This window comes from Streptomyces sp. ME02-8801-2C (assembly GCF_033793965.1).
GTDB lineage: Bacteria > Actinomycetota > Actinomycetes > Streptomycetales > Streptomycetaceae > Streptomyces.
Map to the genome: position 1 here is coordinate 153,778 of NZ_JARAXP010000002.1, position 23,812 is coordinate 177,589.

The following is a 23,812-nucleotide window of genomic DNA, read 5'->3' on the forward strand; positions in this document are numbered from 1 at the left end:
AGCGGCGTTTCCGGGGTATCTCAAAGGAGGGGCCCGGAGAAAGGATCGACAACAAGGCACTCGGTTCTTTGGTGGAGGGCGGGAAGCGTCCTGGCGGAAGGGGACAGCTGTGGCACGTGCGGTCGGGATCGATCTGGGGACCACGAACTCGGTGGTGGCCGTACTGGAGGGCGGTGACCCCACCGTCGTCGCGAACGCCGAGGGGGCGAGGACCACACCGTCCGTCGTGGCCTTCGCGAAGAACGGTGAGGTACTCGTCGGCGAGGTCGCCAAGCGGCAGGCCGTGACGAACGTGGAGCGCACGGCCCGCTCCGCCAAGCGCCATATGGGCGACGGGGACTGGCGGTTCCCCGAACAGGGGTCCGTCGACGGCACCCGCTACCGCGCCCAGGAAATCTCCGCGCGCGTGCTGCAGAAGCTGAAGCGGGACGCGGAGGCGTATCTCGGCGAGGACGTCTCGGACGCGGTGATCACCGTGCCGGCCTACTTCGACGACTCCCAGCGGCAGGCCACCAAGGAGGCCGGGGAGATCGCCGGCCTGAGGGTGCTGCGGATCATCAACGAACCGACCGCCGCCGCCCTCGCGTACGGCCTCGACCGGGGCGAGGAGCACACCGTGCTCGTCTTCGACCTGGGCGGCGGCACCTTCGACGTGTCCCTCCTCGAGATCGGCGACGGGGTCATCGAGGTCAAGGCGACCAACGGCGACACCCGGCTCGGCGGCGACGACTGGGACCAGCGGATCGTCGACCATCTCGTCAAACGCTTCAAGGGGCAGCAGGGCATCGACCTCGCGGCCGACAAGATGGCGCTGCAACGGCTGCGCGAGGGCGCCGAGAAGGCGAAGATCGAGCTGTCGAGCGCCTCCGAGACGAGCATCAACCTGCCCTACATCACCGCCTCCGCCGAGGGGCCGCTGCACCTCGAGGAGAAACTGACCCGCTCCCAGTTCCAGGAGCTCACCGCGGACCTGCTCGACCGCTGCAAGAAGCCCTTCAGCCAGGCGATCAAGGACGCCGGTGTGCAGCTCTCCGCGATCGACCGGGTGATCCTGGTCGGCGGCTCGACCCGGATGCCCGCCGTCACCGAACTCGTCAAGGAACTCACCGGGAAGGAACCGCACAAGGGCGTCAACCCGGACGAGGTGGTCGCGCTGGGCGCCACCCTCCAGGCGGGTGTCATCCGCGGCGACGTGAAGGACGTCCTGCTGCTCGACGTCACCCCGCTGTCCCTCGGGATCGAGACCAAGGGCGGCATCATGACCAAGCTCATCGAGCGCAACACCACGATCCCCACCCGGCGTTCGGAGATCTTCACGACGGCCACCGACAACCAGCCCTCGGTCGGGATCCAGGTCTATCAGGGTGAACGTGAAATCGCCGCGTACAACAAGAAGTTGGGCGTCTTCGACCTCACCGGGCTGCCGCCGGCCCCGCGCGGGGTGCCGCAGATCGAGGTCGCCTTCGACATCGACGCCAACGGGATCATGCACGTCTCGGCGAAGGACCTGGCCACCGGCCGGGAACAGAAGATGACCGTCACCGGCGGATCAGCGCTTCCCAAGGACGACATCGACCGTCTGATGCGCGAGGCCGAGCAGTACGCCGACGAGGACCGTCGCCGCCGGGAGGCGGCGGAGACGCGCAACCAGGCCGAGCAACTTGTGTATCAGACCGAGAAGTTCGTGCGGGACAACGAGGAGCGGGTGCCGGCGGAGACGAAGTCGGAGGTTGCCTCGGCTGTCGCCGAGGTGAAGGGGTTGTTGTCCCAGGAGACCGATGTCAGCGTGTTGCGGGCGGGGGTGGAGAAGCTGGCGGCTGTCAGTCAGCGGATGGGGCAGGCCATGTATGCGCAGGCTCAGCAGGAACCGTCGCCTCAGGAGGCTTCTGCGGAGGAGGAGGGGGTTGTGGAGGCGGAGATTGTTGATCACGAGCGGGAAGGGGAGGGGGGTGGGGGCGGGAAGGGGCCCGGGGTGTAGGTGCGGGGTGCGGGGGCGTTGTGGCTGGTCGCGCAGTTCCCCGCGCCCCTGAAAGAAGGGCGCGAAGCGCCCCCTTTCACGGCTTGCGGGCCACGCCCGCGTACACCGGGACTATTCCCTCTGCCTGGGCCGCTACGTCCTCCGGGTCCGGGCGCCAGCCGTACACCGGGATGACGCCGGGGCCCAGTAGTTCCAGGCCGTCGAAGAAGCGGTGGAAGTCGGTGAGCGCGCGGGGGTAGAACGGGGTGCCGCTGCGCCGGAAGTGTTCGGCCGCCTTGGTGATGGCCTCGGGGCTGAGGTCCGGGGTGACCTGGGAGAGGATCAGACAGCTGCCCGGGGCGAGCGCGTCGACGTACTTCTTCAGCAGGCCGTACACGTCGTCGCCGTCGGTGTCGTCGCCGAGGTAGTGGGTCAACGCGACCAGCGACAGCGCGACGGGCCGGGTGAAGTCGAGGGACTCGCCGGCCAGGCGCAGGATCGTCTCGGGGTCGCGGGCGTCGGCGTGCACGTAGTCGGTCGTGCCCTCGGCGGTGCCGTGCAGCAGCGCCTGGGCGTGCCGCAGGACGATCGGGTCGTTGTCCGCGTACACCACCTTGGACTCGGGGGCGACGCTCTGGGCCACCTGGTGCAGGTTCGGCTCGGTGGGGATGCCCGTGCCGATGTCGAGGAACTGGCGGATACCGGCCTCGGCGGCCGTACGCGTCGCCCGTTGCATGAACCGGCGGTTGGCCCGCGCGCCGCGCAGCACCGTGCCGTCGACGGCGAGGATCCTGCGAGCCAGTTCCTCGTCCACCGGGTAGTTGTCCTTGCCGCCGAGCCACCAGTCGTAGACCCGGGCGGGGTGGGGTCTGCTGGTGTCTATCCGGGTGGGCGCGCCCTCTGGTGCGGTCATGCGGTGTGTGCTCCTCAAGTCCCTTACGTACGTTGTGCGTCGCTGCGGTGGAGTCGCGGATCAGTAGCCGTCGCGGTACTCGGCGATGATCTCCTTGGTGCGCTGGGCGGACGCGGCACCGGCCGTCATGTGGTCCAGTACCTCCAGGTGCGAGGCGACCTCCCGGCGGGAGTCCAGATACAGCGCGCCGGTCAGGTACTCGGTGTAGACCATGTCGGGCAGTTCCGGCTCGGCGAAACGGAACAGCTCGAAGGGCGCGGACGTGCCCGGATGCGGGCCGTCCCTGAACTCGGCCACCTGGATGGTGACATGGCCGCTCTCCGACGCGTCGAGAAGTCGGTCCAGTTGGTCGCGCATGACCTTGCCGTCGATGCTCACGGGCCGGCGCAGCACCGTCTCGTCGACGATGACCCAGAGGTGGGGCGGGTGTTCGCGGGTGAGGAGCTTCTGCCGGGCCATGCGCAGCGACACATGCCGCTCGACAGCCTCGGGGCCCGTGTGCCCGATCGTCCCGGCCTCCATGACCGCCCGCGCGTACTCCGAGGTCTGCAACAGGCCGGGTACGAAGTGCGGTTCATAGGAGCGGATCAGCCGGGCGGAGCCCTCCAGGCTCACATGCAGACTGAACCAGTCCGGCAGGACGTCGGAGAAGCGCTGCCACCAGCCGGGCTCGTTCGCCTCCTCGGCCAGGTCCACGAACGTGGCCACTTCGTCCTCGGGCACGCCGTACGCGGTCAACAGCACGTGTACGTACGGGATTTTGAGGGAGACCTCGGCCATCTCCATCCGCCGTACGGTCGCCGACGCCACGCGCAGAACCCGCGCGGCCTCCTCCCGCTTCAGCCCGGCCGCCTCGCGGAGCTCCTGGAGCCGTCTCCCGAGCACCACTTGGCCCACGGTGGGCGCAGCCCGCCGCTCACTCACGCCACGCCTCCCCTACGCGCCGAAGTATCGCGAGCAGTGTGTCACGTTCCGCTGTCGCCCTGACAGGTTCGAGCCACGGGGATTGCTCGGAAGGTATCCGCCCGCGGCAGTGGGCCGGTCTTCGCAGCGACCCGGAAAAACCTCCTGACCTGGGCCGGAACGCTCTGTCTGTGGGACGCTGGGAGGGCACCCCACATCAGGGAAGGAGCGTGGTCATGCCCGTCGAACCGCTGTCGCAGAAGGAGATCGAGGACCGGCTGGCGGAACTGCCGGGCTGGACGCTCGACGGAGACCGGATCGCCCGCTCGTACCGTCTCGGCTCGCACTTCGCCGCTACGGCGCTGGTCATCCACATCGCCCAGGTCCAGGAGGAGCTGGATCACCATTCGGACCTCACCCTCGGGTACAACACGGTGTCACTCACCGTGAACACCCACAGCGTGGGTGGTGCTGTCACCCGCCTCGACTTCGAGCTCGCGCGCAGAGTCGAGGATCTCGCACCGGGCCATGGGGCGAGCTGACCGGGCCGCGGGAGGGGGATCGTGCTGGACTACAGCCAGGAGGCGGAGCGGTACGACGCCTCGCGCGGCGGTGAGCCGAGGGCGGCGGCCGCCGCGGAGGCCGTGCTGAGCCTCGTACCCGAGGAAACGCGCAGTCTGCTCGACGTGGGATGCGGTACGGGCATCGTGACCCGGCGCCTCGCGGTGGCGCGGGCCGGGATGCGGGTGACGGGCGTCGACCTGACCGACGCGATGGCCAGGAGAGCCGTCGTCCGCCTCCCCGGTGCTGTCGTGCTTGCCGACAGTCGTCACCTTCCCTTCCCGGACGGCGGGTTGGACGCGGTGACCAGTGTGTGGCTGCTGCATCTCGCCGGGCGGGCCGAGGACGTCCGGGCCATCATCGGGGAGTGCGCCCGGGTGTTGCGGCCGGGCGGGGTGTATGTCACCACCGTCGACAAGGGTGCCTCGCACAACGTGGGCAGTGACATCGACGCCGTTCTCGCCTCGCGTCCATGGCGTGCGGCGCCGGACGCGGCTGCTGTGGTCGACGCGCATGCCCTCGCGCACGGGCTGGTGGCGGCCGGGGAGGCGCGGTTCCGGGGGCGCGGGCAGGGACGCAGTCCCCGGCGGGCCGTCGCCGACCTGCGGCGCGGGTGGTTCATGACGTTACCGCCGGGCGACCCTCTGGCCGACGGCTTCGCCGCGCGTCTGGAGGCACTGCCCGACCAGGACCGGCCCCGCCCGGACCCGGTGTTCACCCTGCGGGCGTACCGGAAACCGGTCGCCGTCCCGCACACGCGCCGGGCCTCAGATACCGAACCGCAGGGAGCGCCGCAGCAGATCGAGGGTCTCGTCGGCCCAGGCGAGCACGTGCAGTCCTGAAGTGAGGTTCCCCGGTGGGTGGTTGATGAGGGTGTCGCGTCGGACCAGCCTCTCGAAGTCCACCAGGACCGGGTCCTGACGGGGTGTCACACCGTCGGGCCGGAAGAACGGGACGCCGGCCAGACGCATCACGTTCACGATCTCCTGCGCGATGATGCCGTAGCCGACGGTCGTCGGGTGCACGCCGTCCAGGGAGAACACACCGCCGTCGATACGGCGTTGACCGTCGCTGGTCAGGAAGTGGGTGTTGGGCACCGGATCGAGCGCGCGCAGCGCGGAGGGCATGGGATACGGCTGCCACCAGGGCGGTCGCGCGAGCGGGTCCTCGATGTAGCGGCGGGAGCCGAGCCGGTCGAGCACTGCCACGATCTCCAGCAGATACCAGTCCTTCTTGTCGCCGCCGGCCCCGGCCGCGGTGCCGTCTCGCGCCTGCCGGACCACATCGGCGATCGCGTAGTTGTAGCCGTCGATGGCGGCGTCGATCTCGCGCGCCTGCTCGCCGGTGAGATGCGGGTCCTCGGTGGGGTCGAAGTCGCGATCGGTGATCCACGGCCGGGTGTAGTACGGGAAGTACGAGGAACCCCGCTCCATCTTGACGGAGACGCCACGGGCGATCGGGGCGATCGTCACGTGGGGGACCGTGCACCAGATGACGTGCCGGGCCTTGATCGTGTGCACGGCGGCGGCGACCTTCTCCAGTTCGCTACTGAAGTGCTCGACCTGCCAGACGGTGAACTTCGCCTTGGCGTCGAGGTCCTCGAAGGCATTGTTCTCTCCGTCGCTCAGGACGTACTTGAGATCCAGCACCGACCCCAGCGCGTTGTTGGCCCCGAGGAACACGACGAGTGTCTCGATGCCGTGGTCCGGATCCATGCCCTGGCCCACGTCCTCGCCGAGGCGGGCGGCCGCGGTGAACTGGGTGAGAGCGCCGTCGGGAGGGGCCGGCAGTACCCGCAGGGCGGCCAGGTCGTCGGCATGACCGACGGTCTGCCGCAGCAGGTTGTCCGTGGGGTTGGCGAGCCGCTTGACGCACACGGCCGCGGTCTTGTCCAGCGCGTCCCTGAGGTCCCAGCCGAAGATCCCGAGATTGTGGTTGATGGCCGTGGCACTGGGCAGAACGCTGCCGGGTCCCCGCTCCCAGTAGTCCTCGGCCTTGTCCATGGACCGCCGGGCGTGCAGCAGCGCGGGAACGGTCTCCCACCAGTCGACGTCGCGCCCGAAGCGTGCTTCGAGGTCACGCAGAAACATCTCGATGTTGAACGGGAGGCCGCCGAACCCGTCGTATCTGGGGAAGCGGAACCTGTCCGCCCACCCCAGTTCGTGGGCGATGATCGCCGGATACGACAGGTCGGTGTTGAAGATCGCTCCGCTCTGGAACCCATGCGTGAGCGAGTCACCGATGGTGACCAGCCGATGCGTGGGGCGGGAAGCGGACTTCCATGGTGGATCGAACCCGATCCCCAGTCTCGGGTCCTGCTCCGGCGTTCGTGGGATCGGGCCGCCGGGTGTCGTGGTGCTCATGAGGCTCCACCTACAGAAAAGCCCAGAAGAAAGAACTGCGTTTCGCCCGACGGGCGAGAGGAATCCGCGCTACCCCGGCAACTCGCGCCGCACGGGTGGCGACAGCAGAACAGCACCGCTCTCTTCTCCGAGAGGTATCCGTTCGTTTCGTCGTTCACGAAAGAGGATTCCATCGTGCCGCACCCCTCTGAGCACCGCAAACGCAGAATTCCGACCGCCGTGGCGGCCGTCGCGCTGGTCGCGGGCGGCCTCACCGCCTACGGCAACGCCGGTACCGCCGAGGCAGCCACCGCCCGTCAGGTCGAGGCGCTCGACCGGGGTGTCGTCAGCGTGCACACCGACAGCGGGAACCTGGTCAGCTGGCGCTGGCTCGGCACCGATCCGAACGACGTGTCCTTCAACCTGTACCGGGCGGGTACGAAGGTCAACTCGACGCCGGTCACCGGCTCCACGAACTATTTCCACTCGGGGGCGCCGGCCCAGGCCGACTACACGGTCCGTGCGGTCGTCGGCGGCGTGGAACAGGCCGACTCCGTCCACGCGATCCAGTTCCGCACCGGATACAAGGACGTGCCGATCACCCCGCCCGCCGGCGGCACGACTCCCGACGGGGTCGCCTACACCTACGAGGCGAACGACGCGTCGGTGGGCGATCTGGACGGTGACGGCGCGCTCGACTTCGTACTGAAGTGGCAGCCCACCAACGCCAAGGACAACTCCCAGTCGGGGTACACCGGCAACACGATCGTCGACGGGATCAAGCTCGACGGCACGCGGTTGTGGCGGATCGACCTGGGGCGCAACATCCGCTCGGGCGCGCACTACACGCAGTTCCAGGTGTACGACTACGACGGCGACCGCAAGGCGGAGGTCGCCATGAAGACGGCGGACGCCACGGTCGACGGGACGGGCGCGCTCATCGGCAACTCGTCGGCGGACTACCGGAATTCCAGCGGATACGTGCTCTCCGGGCCCGAGTATCTGACCATGTTCAACGGGCAGACCGGCAAGGCGATGGGGACGGTCGACTACGTCCCGGCGCGCGGCACGGTCTCGTCGTGGGGCGATTCCTACGGCAACCGGGTCGACCGATTCCTCGCCGGCACCGCCTACTTGGACGGTGCCCGCCCCTCGCTGATCATGGCGCGCGGCTACTACACGCGTACCGTGCTGGCCGCCTGGGACTGGCGGAACGGGGCGTTCACGCGCCGCTGGACCTTCGACTCCAGCTCCTCCACCAACAGCGGCAAGGGGTTCGACGGCCAGGGCTCGCACAGCCTGTCCGTCGGGGACGTCGACGGGGACGGCAAGGACGAGATCGTCTACGGGGCGATGGCCGTCGACGACAACGGCAACGGGCTGTGGACGACGAGGACCGGGCACGGTGACGCCCAGCACCTCGGCGACCTGGACCCGGCACACGCGGGACTGGAGTACTTCAAGGTGTCGGAGTCCGCCTCCCAGCCGGCCGAGCTGTACATCAACCCGGCCAACGGCACGGTCAGTTGGAGCCTAGCCGCCTGCTGCGACAACGGCAGAGGGGTCGCCGGGGACATCTGGGCGGGCAATGACGGGGCGGAGGTCTGGTCGGCATCGGACTCCTCGATCCGTGACGAGGGCGGTGCGGCCAAGGGCCGCGAGCCGTCCTCCGTCAACTTCCTGTCCTGGTGGGACGGCGACCCGGTGCGCGAACTCCTCGACGGTACGCACATCGACAAGTACGGCACGTCCTCCGACACCCGCCTGCTGACCGGCGCCTCCGTCCACTCCAACAACAGCACGAAGGCCACCCCGGCCCTCTCCGGCGACCTCTTCGGCGACTGGCGCGAGGAAGTCGTCTGGGCGACGAGCGACAACACGGCCCTGCGCATCTACTCGACGCCGATCGAGACGACGACGAAGATCACCACCCTGCTGCACGACACGATGTACCGCACGGGAATCGCCTGGCAGAACACTGCATACAACCAGCCCCCACACCCCAGCTTCTTCATCGGCAACAACATGCCGACAGCACCGAGGCCTACGGTGTACACGCCGTAGCGACCGACACGGCAACGGTGGCCGCGCCCGTCCGGCACGACCACCGTTTCGTGTCCTCAGCACCCGTCGATCAGCTGAATCCGCCGGAGAAGTCACTGTTGAGCTGAGCGGAACAGATGTTGTAACTGCCCTTGGCCCGACCGGTCTTGGTCTTCCCGTCGATCGTCACGGAACACTGGACGTCTCCGCCTCCCGTGAGCTGTGCGGAGACCTGGTAGTAGAGGGCGTCCTCGTCGACGGTCAGCGTCTTCGTCATGGGCAGCCGACTGCCGTCCAGGTTGGTGCCGTCACTGCCGTAGGTGATGTCCACGCCGTTGGGAGCCGAGCCCCAGACCTTGAACACGGCCTTCCCCTCGGGGGCCGCCGGCGGGTCCTGCTTCTTGGGCGCCACCTCGACCTTGGTCGTCTCGGTGACGGTCACCGTGGGTGCGGGTTCCGCCGCGATCTTGGTGTTCGCTTCGACGGTCTTCGTGACGGTGGGCGCCGGCTCGGCGCTCGTCTTCTCCGTGCCGTCGCCCCCGGCGGACCCGATGACGATGCCCACGACCAGGATGAGAGCCCCGACGGGGATGAGAACGCGCTTACGGGCCCAGCCGGGAACCCGCGATGGTGGCGGGGGCGCCGAATACGGAGGCTGGTGCGGAGGCGGCGGTGGAGGCTGCTGGAACGACATGGTTTCCCCCATGGCTGGTTCGTGGAGGGGTGACCGTATCGGGTGTTGTAGAGAAACTGTTAGAGGTGTGCGAGAGATGGCCGGTGGGCGTGCGCGCCGCCTGGCGCACGCCCACCGGGGTGTGTCAGGCGACCGTGCAGGTCCGGTCGCCCAGTTTGAACGTGGTCGGTTTGCCGTTGGTGCCCGACCAGCTTCCCGTGAAGCCGAAGCTCACCGATGAGCCCGCCGTCACGTTCGCGTTCCAGTTCACGTTCTTCGCCGTCACCGCCGCGCCCGACTGGGTGAACTCGGCGTTCCAGAGCTGAGAGACGGTCTGGCCGTTCGGGAAGGACCAGCCAAGTGACCAGCCGTTCCAGGTGGTTGTGCCCGTGTTGCTGAGCTGCACGTCCGCCTGGAAGCCGCCCGCCCACTCACTGGTGACCTTGTACGTCACCGCGCAGGCCCCTGCGGGAGGCGGGGTGGGAGTCGGGGTGGGAGTCGGCGTCGGGGTGGGTGTCGGTGTCGGGTCCGTGCCCCCGCCGCCTCCGCCCCCGCTCGTGTCCGACGAATCCCCGTAGATGACACCGCGCCCGTTCGTCGACACGTACACGCGCCCGTACACCCGCGGGTCACCGGTGATCGCGTCACCCGTCCAACCCCACTGGTGGGCATCGTCGTTGATACGCGTCCAGCTCGCGCCCTTGTCCGTCGAGCGGAAGATGCCGCGTACGCCGGCGATCTTCGCGCTCGTGTAGAGGGTCTGGTACGACGCCCCTGCCGCCGCCTTGCCGAAGCCGATCGTGTCGGCCTGCTCGACGTTGGACAGCTTGGTGAACGTCGTACCGCCGTCCGTCGAGTGCCACAGGCCGTACGCGCCGTCCGCCGCGCCGCCCGCCAGCCAGATGTCGCCCTTCGTGCCCGGCAGCGCCTTGAAGCGCACGGTGTCGCCGACCGGGAGGCCGGTGGCAGCCGACGCGGTGAAGGTCGCCCCGCCGTCCGAACTCACGTAGAACTTGCCCGACTTGAAGCCGTAGAACGTCTTCGGGTCCACCCGGTCCGACTCGACGATCGCGCCCGCCGGGATACCCGACGACGCCGACCACGACGTACCGAAGCCCGTCGCGTACTGCACTCCCGTCCCCGCAGGGCTCCACACGAACCGGCTGCCGTCCGAGGCCGACGCGATGGTGCCGCCGCCCGAGACGCCCGAAGGGTCGCTCCCCGCGAACCAGTTGGCCCCGTTGTCCGTCGAGAACGCGACATGCGGACCCGAGTCCAGGTTGCCCACGCGGGCCACGATCCCCGGGTTGGTCTCCGCGTAGTCCAGGCTCGTGGTCGTGGTGAAGGTCGGTGAAGTGAACATCATCGAGGGAACCTTGGTGAGATCCGTGTGCCGGAACCCCCCGATGTCACCGAGCCCGCTGAGCAGCACCGCCCCGCCCGACGGGGGAGCGGCCAGGTCGAGGACCGCCGTCTCCTCCAGGCCCTGGACCATCGGCTTGATGGCGAACTGGCTGCCGCTGTCCCAGTTGGTGAGGTTCTCGGTGCCGTAGATCGTCGCACCCGTTCCGTACATCATGCGGTTCGAGTTGAACGGGTCGATCTCCAGCGCCTCCGTCATCCACCCCAGTTTCGGCGACTGTTCGGGCGGCGACGGGTTCGCGCCGAAGGTCAGCCACGGGGAGGACGAGATGTCCATCGTGAAGCGGTTCGCGCGGTTGGGGTACGAGGTGTAGTCCCAGGCCTTCGTCCAGGTGCCGCCGCTGTCCGAGGAGCGGAAGAGCTGGGTGTCCGGCCACCACGAGCTGTACGCCGTAGCCATCACGGTGCCCGGCTTCTGCCGGTCGATCGTCAGACCGCTGAAGCCGTAGTAGGTGTCCGCCTCCGCGACCGGGCTGATGTTCGTCCAGGTGCCGGTGGCCGTCGCGTACCGCCACAACTGGCCCTTGCCGCCGTCGTAGGGGCCGCCCTTGTCGCTGTACGGCAGGTAGAGGTAGCCGTTCTTCGCGTCGAGGACGCCCTTGTGAGCCAGATAGCCGGTGGGCTGTCCGGCCAGCCGCGACCAGGTCGCGCCCGCGTCCGTCGAGCGGTACACCGCGTTGTCCTTGTCGGCCACCCCGACATAGATCGTGCGGGTCGCGTTGCCCGCCGTACCCGTCGACTCGTCGAAGGTGACCCACACGATGCCCTGGTTGTCGCTGGCGTACCCGCTGGTGTCGGTCGGATCCTGCGCGTAGTTGCCGACGTTGGGGAAGTTCGCCACCTGCGCCCAGGTCGCCCCCGAGTCCGTCGACCGCCACAGCCCTTTGCCGCTGGGCGCGCCCAGATACAGCACGCTGTTCCGGTTCGGGTCGACGGCGAGCCGCTCACCCATGCCCCGGCCGGGCATGTTGCCGCCCAACTTGAAGGGCAGATCAGCCCGTTGCCAGCTCGCGCCCCGGTCACCCGACCTCAGCACGGCCCCGTTTCCGGGGTCCCAGCTGTTCGTGTACGTGCCGACAGCCGCGTACACCTTGTTCGGGTCGACGGAGTCGGAGGCGAGGCTGACGACCCCGGTGTGGCCCCAGCGGTCCCAGCTCACCGAGTCCGTCAGTGGGGTCCACGTCTTCGTCGACTCCTGCCAGCGGTAGGCGCCGCCGATGTCCGTACGGGCGTACGCCAGGTTCTTCTCGGTGCGGTTGAAGACGATGCCGGGGACGAAGCCGCCGCCGTCGATCCGGGCGTTCTTCCAGGTGTACGTGTCCGCCGCGAGCGCCACTTCCGGAGCGCTGGAGGCGGAGGAGGCGGACTGCGCGGCGAGTGCGAGTGGGGTGCCCGCCAACAGGCCTGCGGCCAGGGCCATTACGGCCGTGAGGATGGGAGTTCTTCGCATGGGGGTCCTCTCCGGATGGGGGAGTCAGGGAAGGCCTGTGGGTAAGCGCTTTCCATGCGGCGCGAGAGTTGCCGGGCGACCCCCAGTGCGGTGGGGGCCGCCCGGCCGGGTGGTCCCGTCGTCCGGTGACGAGACCGCGTACGCGGAGCTTTCAAGCGGTTCCTTGGAACGGGCGGTGCCTGCCGCGCCCCAAAGGGGCGCGGGGCTGTATCCGATATGCGGCTCCGCCGCGTGAGCGCGACCAGCCACAACAGACCGGCAGCCGAACACTGCCCAACCCGCGGAGCGCCTGGCGGGGGCTATTCCAGTAGCTCCGCGTACGAACCCATGGCGAGGGCGATGTCCGCCTGGGCCCAGAACCGGTGATAGGTGAACGAGGGCGCGGCGCCGCCCGCCAGGTACGCCTCGATCTTCGACCAGTTGGGGTCGTTCTTGTAGAAGGAGCGGAGCGAGGCGAACGTCGACGACGAGTTGATCGTGTCGCCGTTCGGCATCTTCCCCGTCCAGCCCGACGGCACATAGACACCGTCGTCGAAGCGGTTGTAGTCCGCTCGGGTCTCCGGGACGGCGATGCCCAGGGAGTCCTGGTAGTTGGACCACATGCCGTCGAGGAGCGCCTTCGCCGTCGTCGCCGCCTCGGTGTCACCGGAGCGGTCGGCGTAGTACGTCAGCGTCTTGGCGTACGCGGCCGCCACCCCCACGTCGTTGGTGTAGTCGACCACCGAGACGTGAAGTCCCGCGTTGGCACCCGGAGTTGTGGCGTTCCAGGTGTCGGGGGAACCCGACCACTGGAGCGTCGCCGGGAAGCGGTAGGTGCCGTCCGGGTTGATGGTCGTCTTGGACAGCGCCCAGTCGACCCACTTGTCCAGGACGCTCTTCGCCGCCGCGTTGCCCGTCTGCTGGTAGTACTCGGCGACCCGCTCCATGGACCACGCCTGGAAGCCGAACCACTGGTTGGACGGCGGGTCGTGGTACACCGGAGCCTCGTCGTAGTACATGCCGTAGAAGGTCGGCACACCGGCCGGCGGGGTCGCGTAGCGGCCCGCCCAGCTGTTGGTCGCGCCGCCCGCGATGGCACCCTCGTTGGACTGGAGCCAGCGGTAGAACTCGATCTGTCGGCCCAGCGACTTCGACCAGTCCGCCTGCCCTGTCGCCGACTTGGGCTTCAGATCGGCGTACGAGCTGAGCGCGTAGGCGGCCAGCGGGTTCTGGTAGCCGCCGTGCGTGTGGCTGGAGCCGATGCGCCAGGCCCAGCCCGCCGAGGTGTCGGTCGCGCCGCCCCACGCGTAGTACCAGGACAGCAGATAGTGCGAGGCGTCCTTGCCGGTACCGGCGGCACAGGCCGTCGGGCCGACACAGTTGCCTATCTTCTTGAAGTACTTGTCGTACATGGCGTAGCGCAGATAGTCGCCCATCTTCGCCGCCTTGCCGACGGTCGTGGAGACGTCGGCGCCCTTGCCCTGCTGCTTCGCCCAGACGTCCGCCCAGTACGCGGCCTGCACGGCACGTGCGTCGGCGTCCGGCGCGTTGGTGAACTTCCACTGCTTGGCGTACGACGCGTCGCCGGTGAACAGGTCCAAGTACCCGTTCGTACCGCCGTACTTGAAGGCGTCGCAGGTCGGCTGCGGAACCGTCTCCCACACCGACTCCTGCGCGCCGCGCTGGAAGGTGTTGATGTACGAGGGTCCGGTGTCCGTCGGGCCCGCCTCGCACTTGCCGGGCGAGTTGCCGTAGCCGTACACGTTGTCGACGTCCTGGAGCCAGTGCATACCGTAGACATCATCCGTGCCGTACGCGCTCTTCAGCTCGGCCGCGATCGGGTCGGAGCCGACCGAGACCCCGGTGTCCAGCTTGGCCGGGTACTGGCTCGGCAGGTCCTGCTCGGGGGCGTACGTCGCCGGCTTCGAGGCGTTGTAGAAGGAGTTGGTCGGCTGGTCGGCGTGGGTGGGGATCATGTACTGCTCCATGATCGACCAGGCGCCGTTGAACTTGCTCCAGTCGCCCGTCACCTTGCCGTACATGGCCTGCAGCCACAGGAGGTAGCTGTACGCCTCCGACGTGGTCTCGTGGCCCTGGTCCGGCGCCTCGACGATCAGCGTCTCGACCGAGTGGTAGGGGATGCCCTCGGGGGAGAAGTAGCCGCTCGCCGGGTTGGTGATCTTGCCGTAGAGGTCCAGGAACCGGGCGTCGTACACCTTCGAGGCGGCCAGCTCGGTGACGGTGACCGTCGCCTTGGCGTGGCCGGTGGCCGTCGAGTCGAAGGCCGCCGATCCGGTGCCCGTCGCGTTGGCGGTGATCGTCACCTTCTGCGCCGTGTTCCAGTTGGCCGGCGTGAAGGTGAGCGAGGCGCCGCCGGTCACCGACAGGCCCGTGTTGCCGCTCGCCCGAGACGTCGTCACGGTCACGTTCGCGTTCGGCTGCGTCGACAACTTGATGTCGTAGGTGGCCGACTTGCCCTGCTGGACGCCGAGTTGGGTCGGCACGGCGACCACGGCGGGACCCGAGGCGACCGTGATGCCGACCGGCGTGGACGGCGCCGAGGCGCCCAGGCTGTCGTACGCCTTCGCCAGCAGCGAATGACTGCCCACGGCGAGCGCAGTGGCCGAGTAGGTGTACGGCGCGGACGTGTCCGTGCCGAGCAGCGTGGTGTCGTCGTAGAACTCGACCTTGGTGATGGTCGCGTTGTCGGCCGCCGCGGCCGTGGCCGCCATCGGCACCGCGGTGCCCTGCGTGTAGACCGCGCCGGCGGTCGGGCTGGTCAGCACGGTGACCGGCGGCTGGTGGGCCCCGGCGCAGGTCGTCCCGTTGATCGCGAACGAGGTCGGCGCCGCGTTGGCACCGCTGTACGTGAACTGCCCGCCGGTGCTGACGGCCGCGCCGGCGGCGATCGTCGCGTTGTACGTCGCGCTCTGCACGGTGACCGTCTGGCCGGACTGGGACCAGGTGCCGTTCCAGCCGTTGCTGAGCTTCTGGTTGCCGGCGTAGGCGTACGTCAGTGTCCAGCCGTTGATGACATCCGTACCGCGGTTGGTGATCGTCAGATCCGCGGTGAACCCGGAGCCCCAGTCATTGGTCTTGTAGTCGACGCTGCACTGGACCGCCGCCGCCTGGGCGGGAGTCGATCCGGTCGCGAGCAAGGTCAGGGGGAGAGCGAGGGCCGCCACGACAGCGGTCCAGAACCGCCGCGCGGCGCGGCGTCGGAGTTGGGGGCGCATGGTGCTGGTTCCTCCTAGTGGCTCGGAGGTGCTCGTGGAGATGTGGGGAGGAGCAACAAGCCTTGAACCAGTGGGAGCGCTCCCATATTGAAGACAGGCGTGTCAAGGGTCAAGGTGTTTGAAGACTCGAATTGATTCGACGACGACATCTGATGGAAACACGTCAACCCCCCTGTCCTTTGCCGTCACTTGGCGCTAACTTCGTTGACACCAGTGGGAGCGATTCCGTCAGTCGACGCGTCCGTCCGACGCGCCCGATCTGCAAGGAGTCGCTCATGCGACACCCTCCGCGTTCAGGTCTTTTAGTCGTGCTCGGCGCTGCCGCCGCCCTTGTGGGCACCGCGGTCGTACCGGTCGTCACGGCGTCGGGAGCCACCCCCGCGTGCACGGTGGAGTACTCGGTCACCAGTACGTGGGACACCGGCTTCCAGGGTTCCGTCAACATCACCAACAACCGGGCGGCGCTCAGTAGTTGGAGTCTCACCTTCGATTTCGGCGCCGGTCAGAAGCTCACCCAGGGCTGGAACGCCAAGTGGTCCCAGTCCGGCACCACCGTCACCGCGGCCAACGAGAGCTACAACGGCTCGTTGGGCACGGGCGCGAGCGTCGGCGCGGGGTTCATCGCCTCCCGGTCCGGGAGCAATCCCGTACCGGCGTCGTTCAAGCTCAACGGGACCACCTGCAACGTGGACGCGGAGCCGACCCCGACCCCGACTCCACAGCCCACCGACCCGCCGGCCCCCGAGGCCGGAGCACCCGCTCTGCACGTGTCGGGCAACAAACTCGTCGACTCCGGCGGCGCCACCCGGCGACTTCTCGGCGTCAACCGCTCCGGCGGCGAGTTCGCGTGCGTCCAGGGCAACGGCATCTGGGACGGTCCGGTCGACGACGCCTCGGTGAAGGCGATCGCCGACTGGAAGGTCAACACCGTACGCATCCCCCTGAACGAGGAGTGCTGGCTGGGCCTTTCCCACATCAAACCGGAGTACGCGGGCGCCAACTACACCGCCGCCGTCAAGAGCCTCGTGGCGAAGGTGAAAGCGCACGGCATGACGCCGATCGTCGAACTGCACTGGTCCTGGGGCCAGTACACGGGCAACTCGGCCGGCTGCTCCGACGTGCACGCGAGCTGCCAGAAGCCGATGCCCGACATGCAGTACTCGCCCGCCTTCTGGACCTCGGTCGCGAACACCTTCAAGGGTGACCAGGCCGTCGTGTTCGACCTGTTCAACGAGCCCTACCCGGACCGCGCCACCTCCACGGCGGCCCAGGCCTGGACCTGCTGGCGGGACGGCGGAAACTGCCCCGGCATCGGGTACGAGGTAGCCGGTATGCAGGATCTGATCGACGCGGTCCGGGCCACCGGCGCCAAGAACGTGATCCTCGCCGGCGGGCTCGCCTACTCCAACGACCTCAGCCAGTGGCTGACGTACAAGCCGAACGACCCGGCAGGCAATCTCGCCGCGGCCTGGCACATCTACAACTTCAACTCGTGCTCCAGCGAGACCTGCTGGAATTCGACGCTCGCCCCCGTCGCCGCCCAGGTCCCGCTGGTGGCAGGCGAGATCGGCGAGAACACCTGCGCGCACTCCTTCGTCGACCGGGTCATGAAGTGGTTCGACGACCGCTCCCTGTCCTACCTCGGCTGGACCTGGAACACCTGGAACTGCGCCACCGGCCCATCCCTGATCTCCGGTTACGACGGCACACCCACAGCCTTCGGAATCGGTCTGCGCGACCATCTGCGCGCCATCGGTTAGTGCACCAACTCCTCATCCCAGTAAGGCGCTTACCACCCCCAAAGGAATACGAGAGGACACCCGCACTCATGAGCCGTACCAGAACAGCGATCCTCGCCTCCATGGCGCTGGTCGCCGGTGCCACCGGCGCCGCGGTGGCCGCCGCGCCGGCCGACGCCGGTATCGCGGCGATACCCTGTACCGTCGACTACAAGGTGCAGAACCAGTGGTCCACCGGCTTCACCGCCGCCGTGACCGTCACCAACAACAGCGCGGCCAAGTCGAGTTGGGCCGTCAAGTGGTCGTACGCCGGTAACCAGCAGGTCACCAGCGGCTGGAACGCGAAGTTCACCCAGAGCGGCACCGCCGTGACCGTCGCCAACGAGACCTACAACGGCACGCTCGCCAACGGTGGTTCGGTGAGCTTCGGCTTCAACGGCAGCTACAGCGGCACCAACGCGATCCCGACCTCCTTCACCCTCGACGGCGTCACCTGCAACGTCGACGGTGGCGGCGGCCCCACGAACCCGCCGGGCCCCGGCACCGGCACGAAGGTCGACAACCCGTACGCCGGCGCCAAGGTGTACGTGAACCCCGAGTGGTCGGCGAGCGCCGCAGCCGAGCCGGGCGGCAGCCGGATCTCCACCCAGCCCACCGGTGTCTGGCTGGACCGGATCGCCGCCATCAACGGGGCAGGCGGCAAAATGGGCCTGCGCGCCCACCTCGACGCGGCCCTCCAGCAGAAGGGCAGCGGCGAACTCGCCGTCCAGCTGGTCATCTACAACCTGCCCGGCCGTGACTGCGCCGCCCTCGCCTCCAACGGCGAACTCGGCCCGACGGAGATCGACAAGTACAAGACCCAGTACATCGACCCGATCGCGGCGATCCTCGCGGACACCAAGTACGCGAGCCTGCGCATCGTCACGACCGTCGAGATCGACTCGCTGCCCAACCTCGTCACCAACACCGGCAGCCGCCCCACGGCCACGCCCCAGTGCGACGTGATGAAGGCGAACGGCAACTACATCAAGGGCGTCGGCTACGCGCTCAACAAGCTCGGCGACGTGCCGAACGTGTACAACTACGTCGACGCCGGCCACCACGGCTGGATCGGCTGGGACGACAACTTCGGCGCCTCCGCCGACGTGTTCAAGCAGGCGGCCACCGCCGAGGGCGCGACCGTCAACGACGTGCACGGGTTCATCACCAACACGGCGAACTACAGCGCCCTGAAGGAGAACAACTTCACCATCAACGACAACGTGGCCGGCAAGTCCGTCCGCGAGTCGAAGTGGGTGGACTGGAACCGGTACACCGACGAGCTGTCCTTCGCGCAGGCCTTCCGCAACCAGCTGGTCACGGTCGGCTTCCCGTCCACCATCGGCATGCTGATCGACACGTCCAGGAACGGCTGGGGCGGCACCGCACGGCCCGCCGGTCCGGGAGCGACGACCACCGTCGACACGTACGTGGACGGCGGACGCTACGACCGGCGCATCCACGTCGGCAACTGGTGCAACCAGTCCGGCGCGGGTCTGGGCGAACGCCCGAAGGCCGCTCCGGCGGCCGGGATCGACGCGTACGTGTGGATGAAGCCTCCGGGCGAGTCCGACGGTTCCAGCTCGCTGATCCCGAACGACGAGGGCAAGGGCTTCGACCGGATGTGCGACCCGACGTACACCGGTAACCCGCGGAACAACAACAACATGTCGGGTGCGCTGGCCAACGCGCCGGTCTCCGGGCACTGGTTCTCGGCCCAGTTCCAGGAGCTGATGAGGAACGCCTACCCGGCGCTCTGAGCTCCGCTGGATCGGCGGTTCGTCTGGTGCGGGTTCGGTGGGGGCTGGTCGCGCGGTTCCCCGCGCCCCTTTCGGGGCGCGGGTGCGCGTCCGATCCCATCGGGCCCGCTCAGGCGGTTTTGCCCAAGCCCCTGCGGATTGCCTGTTCCACCGGGGAGTAGTTGTTGTCCGGGCGCTCCAGCTCGTACGGGAGCGTCGGATGCAGTGGTGGCTGGGCCATGAAGCGGGGGCGGGTGCCGTGGTGGGGCTGGGCCGCGTGGACGAGGAACGGGTGGCAGAGGTACACGTCGCCGGGGCTGCCGGTGGCGAGGGCGAGCGGCCGGTGGGCCGTGGCCGCGACCAGGGCGGGGGCGATCTCCAGGCCCGAGACACCCTCCTCGCCGTACGGCTCCAGCAGTTGCGGTACGTCCAGCTGCGAGCCCACCCGGATACGCGTCGGGGCGTCCGCCTCCCCGACCTCGCTGAACAGGAACAGCATCAGCAGGCAGCGGTCCCGGGAGCGGAGGTTCGTGTACGGCCAGGTCGCGCCCTCGGGGGAGTAGCTGCCCTCGATGTGCCAGCCCGCGTCGTCCGGTTCCTCTTCGTGCGGGAAGCGCAGCGGAAAGCTGCCCAGCGAATAGCGTGACGCCCAGCGGCCCTCGCCCACCAGCGCGTCGAACGCCTCATGCAGCACAGGCGTGTTGACCGCGGCGGCGAACGGGCCCTGCGCCATGTCCGACACCCAGTGCACGGGCTTCGTCCAGGTGCCCGGGTCGTCCGGATCGCATCCCGTCTCCCGCCACAGCAACCGGGCGCAGTGCTCGGCGACCCGTGGCGGGAAGGCGCCTTCGATCTTCACGAACCCGTCTTCGAGGAAGCGCTCCACCAGCTCGTCGTCCACCTTGTCGTCCATGACGGCATCGTGGACGAGCGGGCGGGCGGGCGCATCCGATTTTTGCCGGAGGCGGTCTAGGAGCAGATCCCGGTTTGCCGTATCGGCAACAGAACTGGCTCGGTCGGCGGACGCGGAGCAGGCTGGTGTCAACGACGAACGGGAGGCCCACCCACCATGGCCCATCAGCACCAGCACCAGCACGACCACAGCCAGGCGCCCACTCAGGCCCATGCCCACAAGCATTCCCACGATCACGGCGACATCGACTTCGCCACGGTGATCCCCCACCTGGAGGGGCAGGCCGAACTCTACGCACCGCTCTACGCCGAGGCCCTCGCCTGGCTGGCCGGACAGCAGCCCGAACCGGGGCTGATCGTCGACGCGGGCAGTGGCCCCGGCATCATCTCGGGCTTCTTCGCCAAGGCGTTCCCCGAGGCACGCATCGTCGCGGCGGACAGCTCCGCGGCGATCCTGGAGCGCGCCCGTGAGAACGCCGACCGCCTCGGCACCACCGACCGCTTCAGCACCCTCCAGGCCGAACTCCCGGACGGACTGGGTGAGTTGGAGTACCCCGCCGACCTGGTGTGGTCGAGCAGGGCCGTGCACCACGTCGGAGACCAGCGCGCCGCTCTCACAGCCCTCGCCGACGTACTCGCGCCGGGCGGCACGCTCGCCGTGATGGAGGGCGGCCTCGCGGAGCGCAACCTGCCGCGCGACCTCGGCTTCGGGCGCCCCGGCCTGGAGACGCGGCTCGACGGGATCGAGCAGTCCTGGTTCAACGAGATGCGCACCGGCCTGCCGGGCCACGTCCGTGAGACCGAGGACTGGCCGGCCCTGCTCAGCGCCGCCGGCCTGCGCCCCTCCGGCACACGCTCCTTCCTCCTCGACCTCCCCGCCCCGCTCACGGACGAGGCCCGCGCCTATGTGATCGGTGTCTTCGACCGACGTCGCACGATGTTCGCGGACGAGCTCGACGCCGAGGACCGCGCCACCCTCGACCGCCTCGTCGACCCCGACGACAAGGCGGGTCTGTACCACCGCCCGGACGTGTTCGTCCTGGCCACGCACACGGTGTACACCGGCAGCAAACCGCAGGCGTAGTCGCGCCCGGCCCGGGCTTGACTTCGAGGGCACTTCAAGTGATGGACTCCCCGCTGTTCGCCCGAAGCGCGGTTCACCGCCGCGCACGGCACACATAGGGGGAGTCATCATGTCCGAGTCGAACCAGTCACCCGTCGCACTCATCACCGGTGGGGGCAGCGGTATCGGCGCGGCCGTCGCGAGGCAGCTGCTCGACGCCGGCCACCGGGTCGCCGTCACCGGCCGGGGCGAGCAGCGGCTGCGCGGTTTCGCCGAGGAACTCGGCCGTCCCGAGGGCCTGTTGACGATCACCGGGAACGCGGCCGAGTACGACGACGTGCGGGGCGCCGTCGAGGCCACGCTGCTGGAGTTCGGGCGGCTGGACACGGTCGTCGCGAACGCCGGGTTCGCCACCCACGACTCGGTCGCCGACGGCGACCCGGCGGGCTGGCCGGAGATGGTGCTGACCAACGTGCTCGGGCCCGCACTGCTCGTCAGGGCGTCGATCGACGCCCTGAAGGAGACCCGGGGCCGGATCGTGCTGATCGGCAGCGTCGCCGGGTTCGTCCACACTCCGGGCAACATCTACGGCGCGACGAAGTGGGCGGTGACCGGTCTCGCCGAGAACACCCGCCGCCAGGTCACGGAGTTCGGCGTCGGCGTGACACTGGTGGCCCCCGGGCGCGTCGAGACCCCCTTCTGGGACAGCTACGGCAGCCTGCCCCCGGGGCAGCTGCTCACCGCCGACCAGCTGGCCGACTCGATCGTCTGGGCGATCCGCCAGCCGGAGGGAGTCGACGTCAACACCGTGGTCGTACGGCCGATCGGGCAGCCCAACTGACCGGTGAGCGACCGGAGTTGCGCATGGGAGGCCCGGTACCGCGTGGGTGTACGCGGTACCGGGCCGCCGTACTCCCGGCTTCGTCGCCGTGCGGTTCCGGGCTCAGTTGTCGCGGATGAACTGCTTGGCCAGCTGATCACCCAGGGAGACCGCCGCGCCGTGGTTCTCTATCGGTGACACCTGGGAGTTCTTGAACAGGATGTACGTCACCCCGGAGTCCGTGCCGCCGTTCTCCGGGTCGGGGTCGATGCCGAGGGCCTGTGCGGTGGCGTACGACGCCTCGCCGATGATCTTCGTGGGGCCGGTGTCGCCGACGACCGCGTACTGGACCTTGTTGTTGTAGATCACGGCGACCACGCCACCGCCCCTGATGCCGGCGCCGGAGTAGTTCCAGATGCCGCTGGAACTGGGCACGACGACGTACGGCAGTGAATCGGCCTTGAGGGGCTTGCCGTTGGACTGGTGGAACGCCGTGTCGTCCTGGTACCAGGGGTCGGTGTTCTCGTTGCACTTCGACGTGCGTTGGCCGTCGCAGTCGATGTCCATGTCGGCCTTCCAGAACACGGCGCCGTTCTTGCCGCACACGGGAATCGAGGCCGAGGTCTCGTCGTCGGTCCGGTACTTGCCGCTGGAGATCTGGGAGCAGGACGTCACCTTGGCGAGCAGGGCGGACGCGCTGACCGAGCCCTCCCTGGTGGATGCGGGACGGGCCGTGCCGGAGGCGTACGAGGGGAGCGAGGCGGAGGCGAGCAGGGCTGCGCCGGCGACCGCGCCGAGGGTCAGTGTTCGAGAGCGCACTGTGGGGGGACCCTTCTGTTAGGAAAGTTTCCTTACCGGGTGCGATACAAGGTGGACCTTCCGGTGCGCCGCCGTCAACCCTGTCGACTTCGCCGCCAAATGCCCCGGTTGCCGTTGTTCTCACGGGAGTTGGACGCCGGAGGCATACGAAACGCCCCGGACCGCGACCGTGGTCGGTGCGGGCCGGGGCGTTGTCGTGGGTGTCGTCAGCCGGACTCGAACGTGGCCGGGTCCGGACCCAGTCGCCGGTCCTCGTTCAGCGCGCTGATCGCCGCGAGATCCTCGGTGTCCAGGCTGAAGTCGAAGACCTCGATGTTCTCCTTGATCCGCGACGGCGTCACGGACTTGGGGATCACCACGTTGCCCAGCTGGAGATGCCAGCGCAGCACGATCTGGGCCGGCGTACGGCCGTGCTTCTGGGCGATGGCCACGATCGCCGGCACCTCCAGCAGGCCCTTGCCCTGGCCGAGCGGCGACCAGGCCTCCGTGGCGATGCCCTGCTCCGCTTGGTACTCGCGCGCCGCGTGCTGCTGGAGGTGCGGGTGCAGCTCGATCTGGTTGACGGCCGGGACGACCGACGTCTCGGTGAGGAGCCGGTCGAGGTGCTCCGGAAGGAAGTTGGAGACCCCGATGGACCGGGCGCGGCCGTCCGCGGCGAGCTTCTCGAACGCCTTGTACGTGTCGACGAACCTGCCCTTGGCCGGCTGCGGCCAGTGGATCAGATAGAGGTCGACGTACTCCAGGCCGAGCTTCGCCAGGGAGGTGTCGAAGGCACGGAGTGCGGACTCGTACCCCTGGTCGCCGTTCCAGAGCTTGGTGGTGACGAAGAGTTCCTCGCGGGGGAGGCCGGACGCGGCGATGGCCTTGCCGGTGCCCTCTTCGTTGCCGTAGATCGCCGCTGTGTCGATGCTGCGGTACCCGGTCTCCAGCGCGGTGGCGACCGCCTGCTCGGCCTCGTCGTCCGGCACCTGCCAGACGCCGTAGCCCAGTTGTGGCATCTCGACGCCGTTGTTCAGAATGATCGGGGGGACCTTGCTGCTCACGAGCTCTCGATCCTTCAGTCGTCGGGTGGGACTCCCATCGTACGAGCACGGGCCGAGCCGAATATGGCCAAAAATACCTCCGATGTCATAGGTCCGGACCATTGACCCGGGGCCTGTCGCCCCGGGACGCTGTGTCGCGCCGTCACAAGCCCTCAGGTC

At 68.6% G+C, this 23,812-nt stretch carries 17 protein-coding genes; 8 read left to right on the forward strand and 9 right to left on the reverse strand.

Annotation, left to right across the window (positions count from 1 at the left end; translation table 11 throughout):
• Nucleotides 1–109 precede the first annotated feature (109 nt).
• Nucleotides 110–1,978 (forward strand): molecular chaperone DnaK, encoded by a 1,869-nt coding sequence (gene dnaK / locus PV396_RS05405; protein WP_319200937.1) that lies wholly within the window; start codon nucleotides 110–112, stop codon nucleotides 1,976–1,978.
• Between the two features lie 76 nt (nucleotides 1,979–2,054).
• Here the strand turns inward: dnaK and PV396_RS05410 are convergent, their stop codons facing one another.
• A complete protein-coding gene (locus tag PV396_RS05410; protein ID WP_319200939.1) occupies nucleotides 2,055–2,870 on the reverse strand; it encodes an SAM-dependent methyltransferase in 816 nt (271 codons plus the stop codon).
• A gap of 60 nt (nucleotides 2,871–2,930) precedes the next feature.
• Nucleotides 2,931–3,794, reverse strand: a complete 864-nt coding sequence (locus PV396_RS05415) for a helix-turn-helix transcriptional regulator (protein ID WP_319200941.1) — start codon at nucleotides 3,792–3,794, stop codon at nucleotides 2,931–2,933.
• A 215-nt stretch (nucleotides 3,795–4,009) separates the two neighbouring features.
• Between PV396_RS05415 and PV396_RS05420 the strand changes: the two genes are divergently transcribed.
• Complete coding sequence (locus PV396_RS05420) at nucleotides 4,010–4,315, forward strand: 4a-hydroxytetrahydrobiopterin dehydratase (protein WP_319200943.1); 306 nt, start codon at nucleotides 4,010–4,012, stop codon at nucleotides 4,313–4,315.
• Between the two features lie 21 nt (nucleotides 4,316–4,336).
• Complete coding sequence (locus PV396_RS05425) at nucleotides 4,337–5,176, forward strand: class I SAM-dependent methyltransferase (RefSeq protein WP_319200945.1); 840 nt, start codon at nucleotides 4,337–4,339, stop codon at nucleotides 5,174–5,176.
• On the opposite strand, the gene PV396_RS05430 is transcribed toward PV396_RS05425, so the two are convergent.
• A complete protein-coding gene (locus tag PV396_RS05430; RefSeq protein WP_319200947.1) occupies nucleotides 5,102–6,697 on the reverse strand; it encodes a hypothetical protein in 1,596 nt (531 codons plus the stop codon). The two genes, PV396_RS05425 and PV396_RS05430, sit on opposite strands and share 75 nt — an antisense overlap.
• Before the next feature lie 174 nt (nucleotides 6,698–6,871).
• Between PV396_RS05430 and PV396_RS05435 the strand changes: the two genes are divergently transcribed.
• A complete protein-coding gene (locus tag PV396_RS05435; RefSeq protein WP_416071342.1) occupies nucleotides 6,872–8,740 on the forward strand; it encodes a rhamnogalacturonan lyase in 1,869 nt (622 codons plus the stop codon).
• A 70-nt stretch (nucleotides 8,741–8,810) separates the two neighbouring features.
• On the opposite strand, the gene PV396_RS05440 is transcribed toward PV396_RS05435, so the two are convergent.
• From PV396_RS05440 to PV396_RS05450, 3 genes are all read right to left on the reverse strand, one after another.
• Nucleotides 8,811–9,284 (reverse strand): MmpS family transport accessory protein, encoded by a 474-nt coding sequence (locus PV396_RS05440; protein ID WP_319200949.1) that lies wholly within the window; start codon nucleotides 9,282–9,284, stop codon nucleotides 8,811–8,813.
• A gap of 253 nt (nucleotides 9,285–9,537) precedes the next feature.
• Complete coding sequence (locus PV396_RS05445) at nucleotides 9,538–12,264, reverse strand: cellulose binding domain-containing protein (protein WP_319200951.1); 2,727 nt, start codon at nucleotides 12,262–12,264, stop codon at nucleotides 9,538–9,540.
• A 299-nt stretch (nucleotides 12,265–12,563) separates the two neighbouring features.
• Complete coding sequence (locus tag PV396_RS05450; protein ID WP_319200954.1) at nucleotides 12,564–15,479, reverse strand: glycoside hydrolase family 48 protein; 2,916 nt, start codon at nucleotides 15,477–15,479, stop codon at nucleotides 12,564–12,566.
• Between the two features lie 275 nt (nucleotides 15,480–15,754).
• On the opposite strand from PV396_RS05450, the gene PV396_RS05455 reads away from it, so the two are divergent.
• Both PV396_RS05455 and PV396_RS05460 read left to right on the forward strand, forming a co-directional pair.
• On the forward strand, nucleotides 15,755–17,239 hold the full coding sequence (locus PV396_RS05455; RefSeq protein ID WP_319200956.1) for a cellulase family glycosylhydrolase: 1,485 nt from the start codon (nucleotides 15,755–15,757) through the stop codon (nucleotides 17,237–17,239).
• A 68-nt stretch (nucleotides 17,240–17,307) separates the two neighbouring features.
• Nucleotides 17,308–19,017 carry a glycoside hydrolase family 6 protein gene (locus tag PV396_RS05460; protein ID WP_319200959.1) on the forward strand — a complete coding sequence of 570 codons (1,710 nt, stop codon included), beginning with the start codon at nucleotides 17,308–17,310 and terminating at the stop codon, nucleotides 19,015–19,017.
• A gap of 109 nt (nucleotides 19,018–19,126) precedes the next feature.
• Here the strand turns inward: PV396_RS05460 and PV396_RS05465 are convergent, their stop codons facing one another.
• Nucleotides 19,127–19,909 (reverse strand): phytanoyl-CoA dioxygenase family protein, encoded by a 783-nt coding sequence (locus PV396_RS05465; protein WP_319200961.1) that lies wholly within the window; start codon nucleotides 19,907–19,909, stop codon nucleotides 19,127–19,129.
• Nucleotides 19,910–20,065: 156 nt separating this feature from the next.
• Here PV396_RS05465 and PV396_RS05470 point away from each other — a divergent pair, with 156 nt between their 5' ends.
• Together PV396_RS05470 and PV396_RS05475 are read left to right on the forward strand one after the other, a co-directional pair.
• Complete coding sequence (locus PV396_RS05470; protein ID WP_319200963.1) at nucleotides 20,066–20,992, forward strand: class I SAM-dependent methyltransferase; 927 nt, start codon at nucleotides 20,066–20,068, stop codon at nucleotides 20,990–20,992.
• Nucleotides 20,993–21,101: 109 nt separating this feature from the next.
• On the forward strand, nucleotides 21,102–21,812 hold the full coding sequence (locus PV396_RS05475) for an SDR family oxidoreductase (RefSeq protein ID WP_319200965.1): 711 nt from the start codon (nucleotides 21,102–21,104) through the stop codon (nucleotides 21,810–21,812).
• Between the two features lie 102 nt (nucleotides 21,813–21,914).
• Here the strand turns inward: PV396_RS05475 and PV396_RS05480 are convergent, their stop codons facing one another.
• The gene (locus PV396_RS05480) at nucleotides 21,915–22,610 is read right to left on the reverse strand and encodes a glycoside hydrolase family 75 protein (RefSeq protein ID WP_319200967.1); all 696 of its coding nucleotides are present in this window, start codon (nucleotides 22,608–22,610) and stop codon (nucleotides 21,915–21,917) included.
• A 206-nt stretch (nucleotides 22,611–22,816) separates the two neighbouring features.
• Nucleotides 22,817–23,653, reverse strand: coding sequence for an aldo/keto reductase (locus PV396_RS05485; RefSeq protein WP_319200969.1), 837 nt, complete (start codon nucleotides 23,651–23,653; stop codon nucleotides 22,817–22,819).
• Nucleotides 23,654–23,812: the final 159 nt, after the last annotated feature.

Coding starts and splice junctions, on each gene's coding strand:
- PV396_RS05410 (WP_319200939.1), bottom strand. CDS start 2,870: ATGACCGCACCAGAGGGCGCGCCCACCCGGATAGACACCAGCAGACCC.
- PV396_RS05420 (WP_319200943.1), top strand. CDS start 4,010: ATGCCCGTCGAACCGCTGTCGCAGAAGGAGATCGAGGACCGGCTGGCG.
- PV396_RS05430 (WP_319200947.1), bottom strand. CDS start 6,697: ATGAGCACCACGACACCCGGCGGCCCGATCCCACGAACGCCGGAGCAG.
- PV396_RS05445 (WP_319200951.1), bottom strand. CDS start 12,264: ATGCGAAGAACTCCCATCCTCACGGCCGTAATGGCCCTGGCCGCAGGC.
- PV396_RS05450 (WP_319200954.1), bottom strand. CDS start 15,479: ATGCGCCCCCAACTCCGACGCCGCGCCGCGCGGCGGTTCTGGACCGCT.
- PV396_RS05455 (WP_319200956.1), top strand. CDS start 15,755: ATGCGACACCCTCCGCGTTCAGGTCTTTTAGTCGTGCTCGGCGCTGCC.
- PV396_RS05460 (WP_319200959.1), top strand. CDS start 17,308: ATGAGCCGTACCAGAACAGCGATCCTCGCCTCCATGGCGCTGGTCGCC.
- PV396_RS05465 (WP_319200961.1), bottom strand. CDS start 19,909: ATGGACGACAAGGTGGACGACGAGCTGGTGGAGCGCTTCCTCGAAGAC.
- PV396_RS05470 (WP_319200963.1), top strand. CDS start 20,066: ATGGCCCATCAGCACCAGCACCAGCACGACCACAGCCAGGCGCCCACT.
- PV396_RS05475 (WP_319200965.1), top strand. CDS start 21,102: ATGTCCGAGTCGAACCAGTCACCCGTCGCACTCATCACCGGTGGGGGC.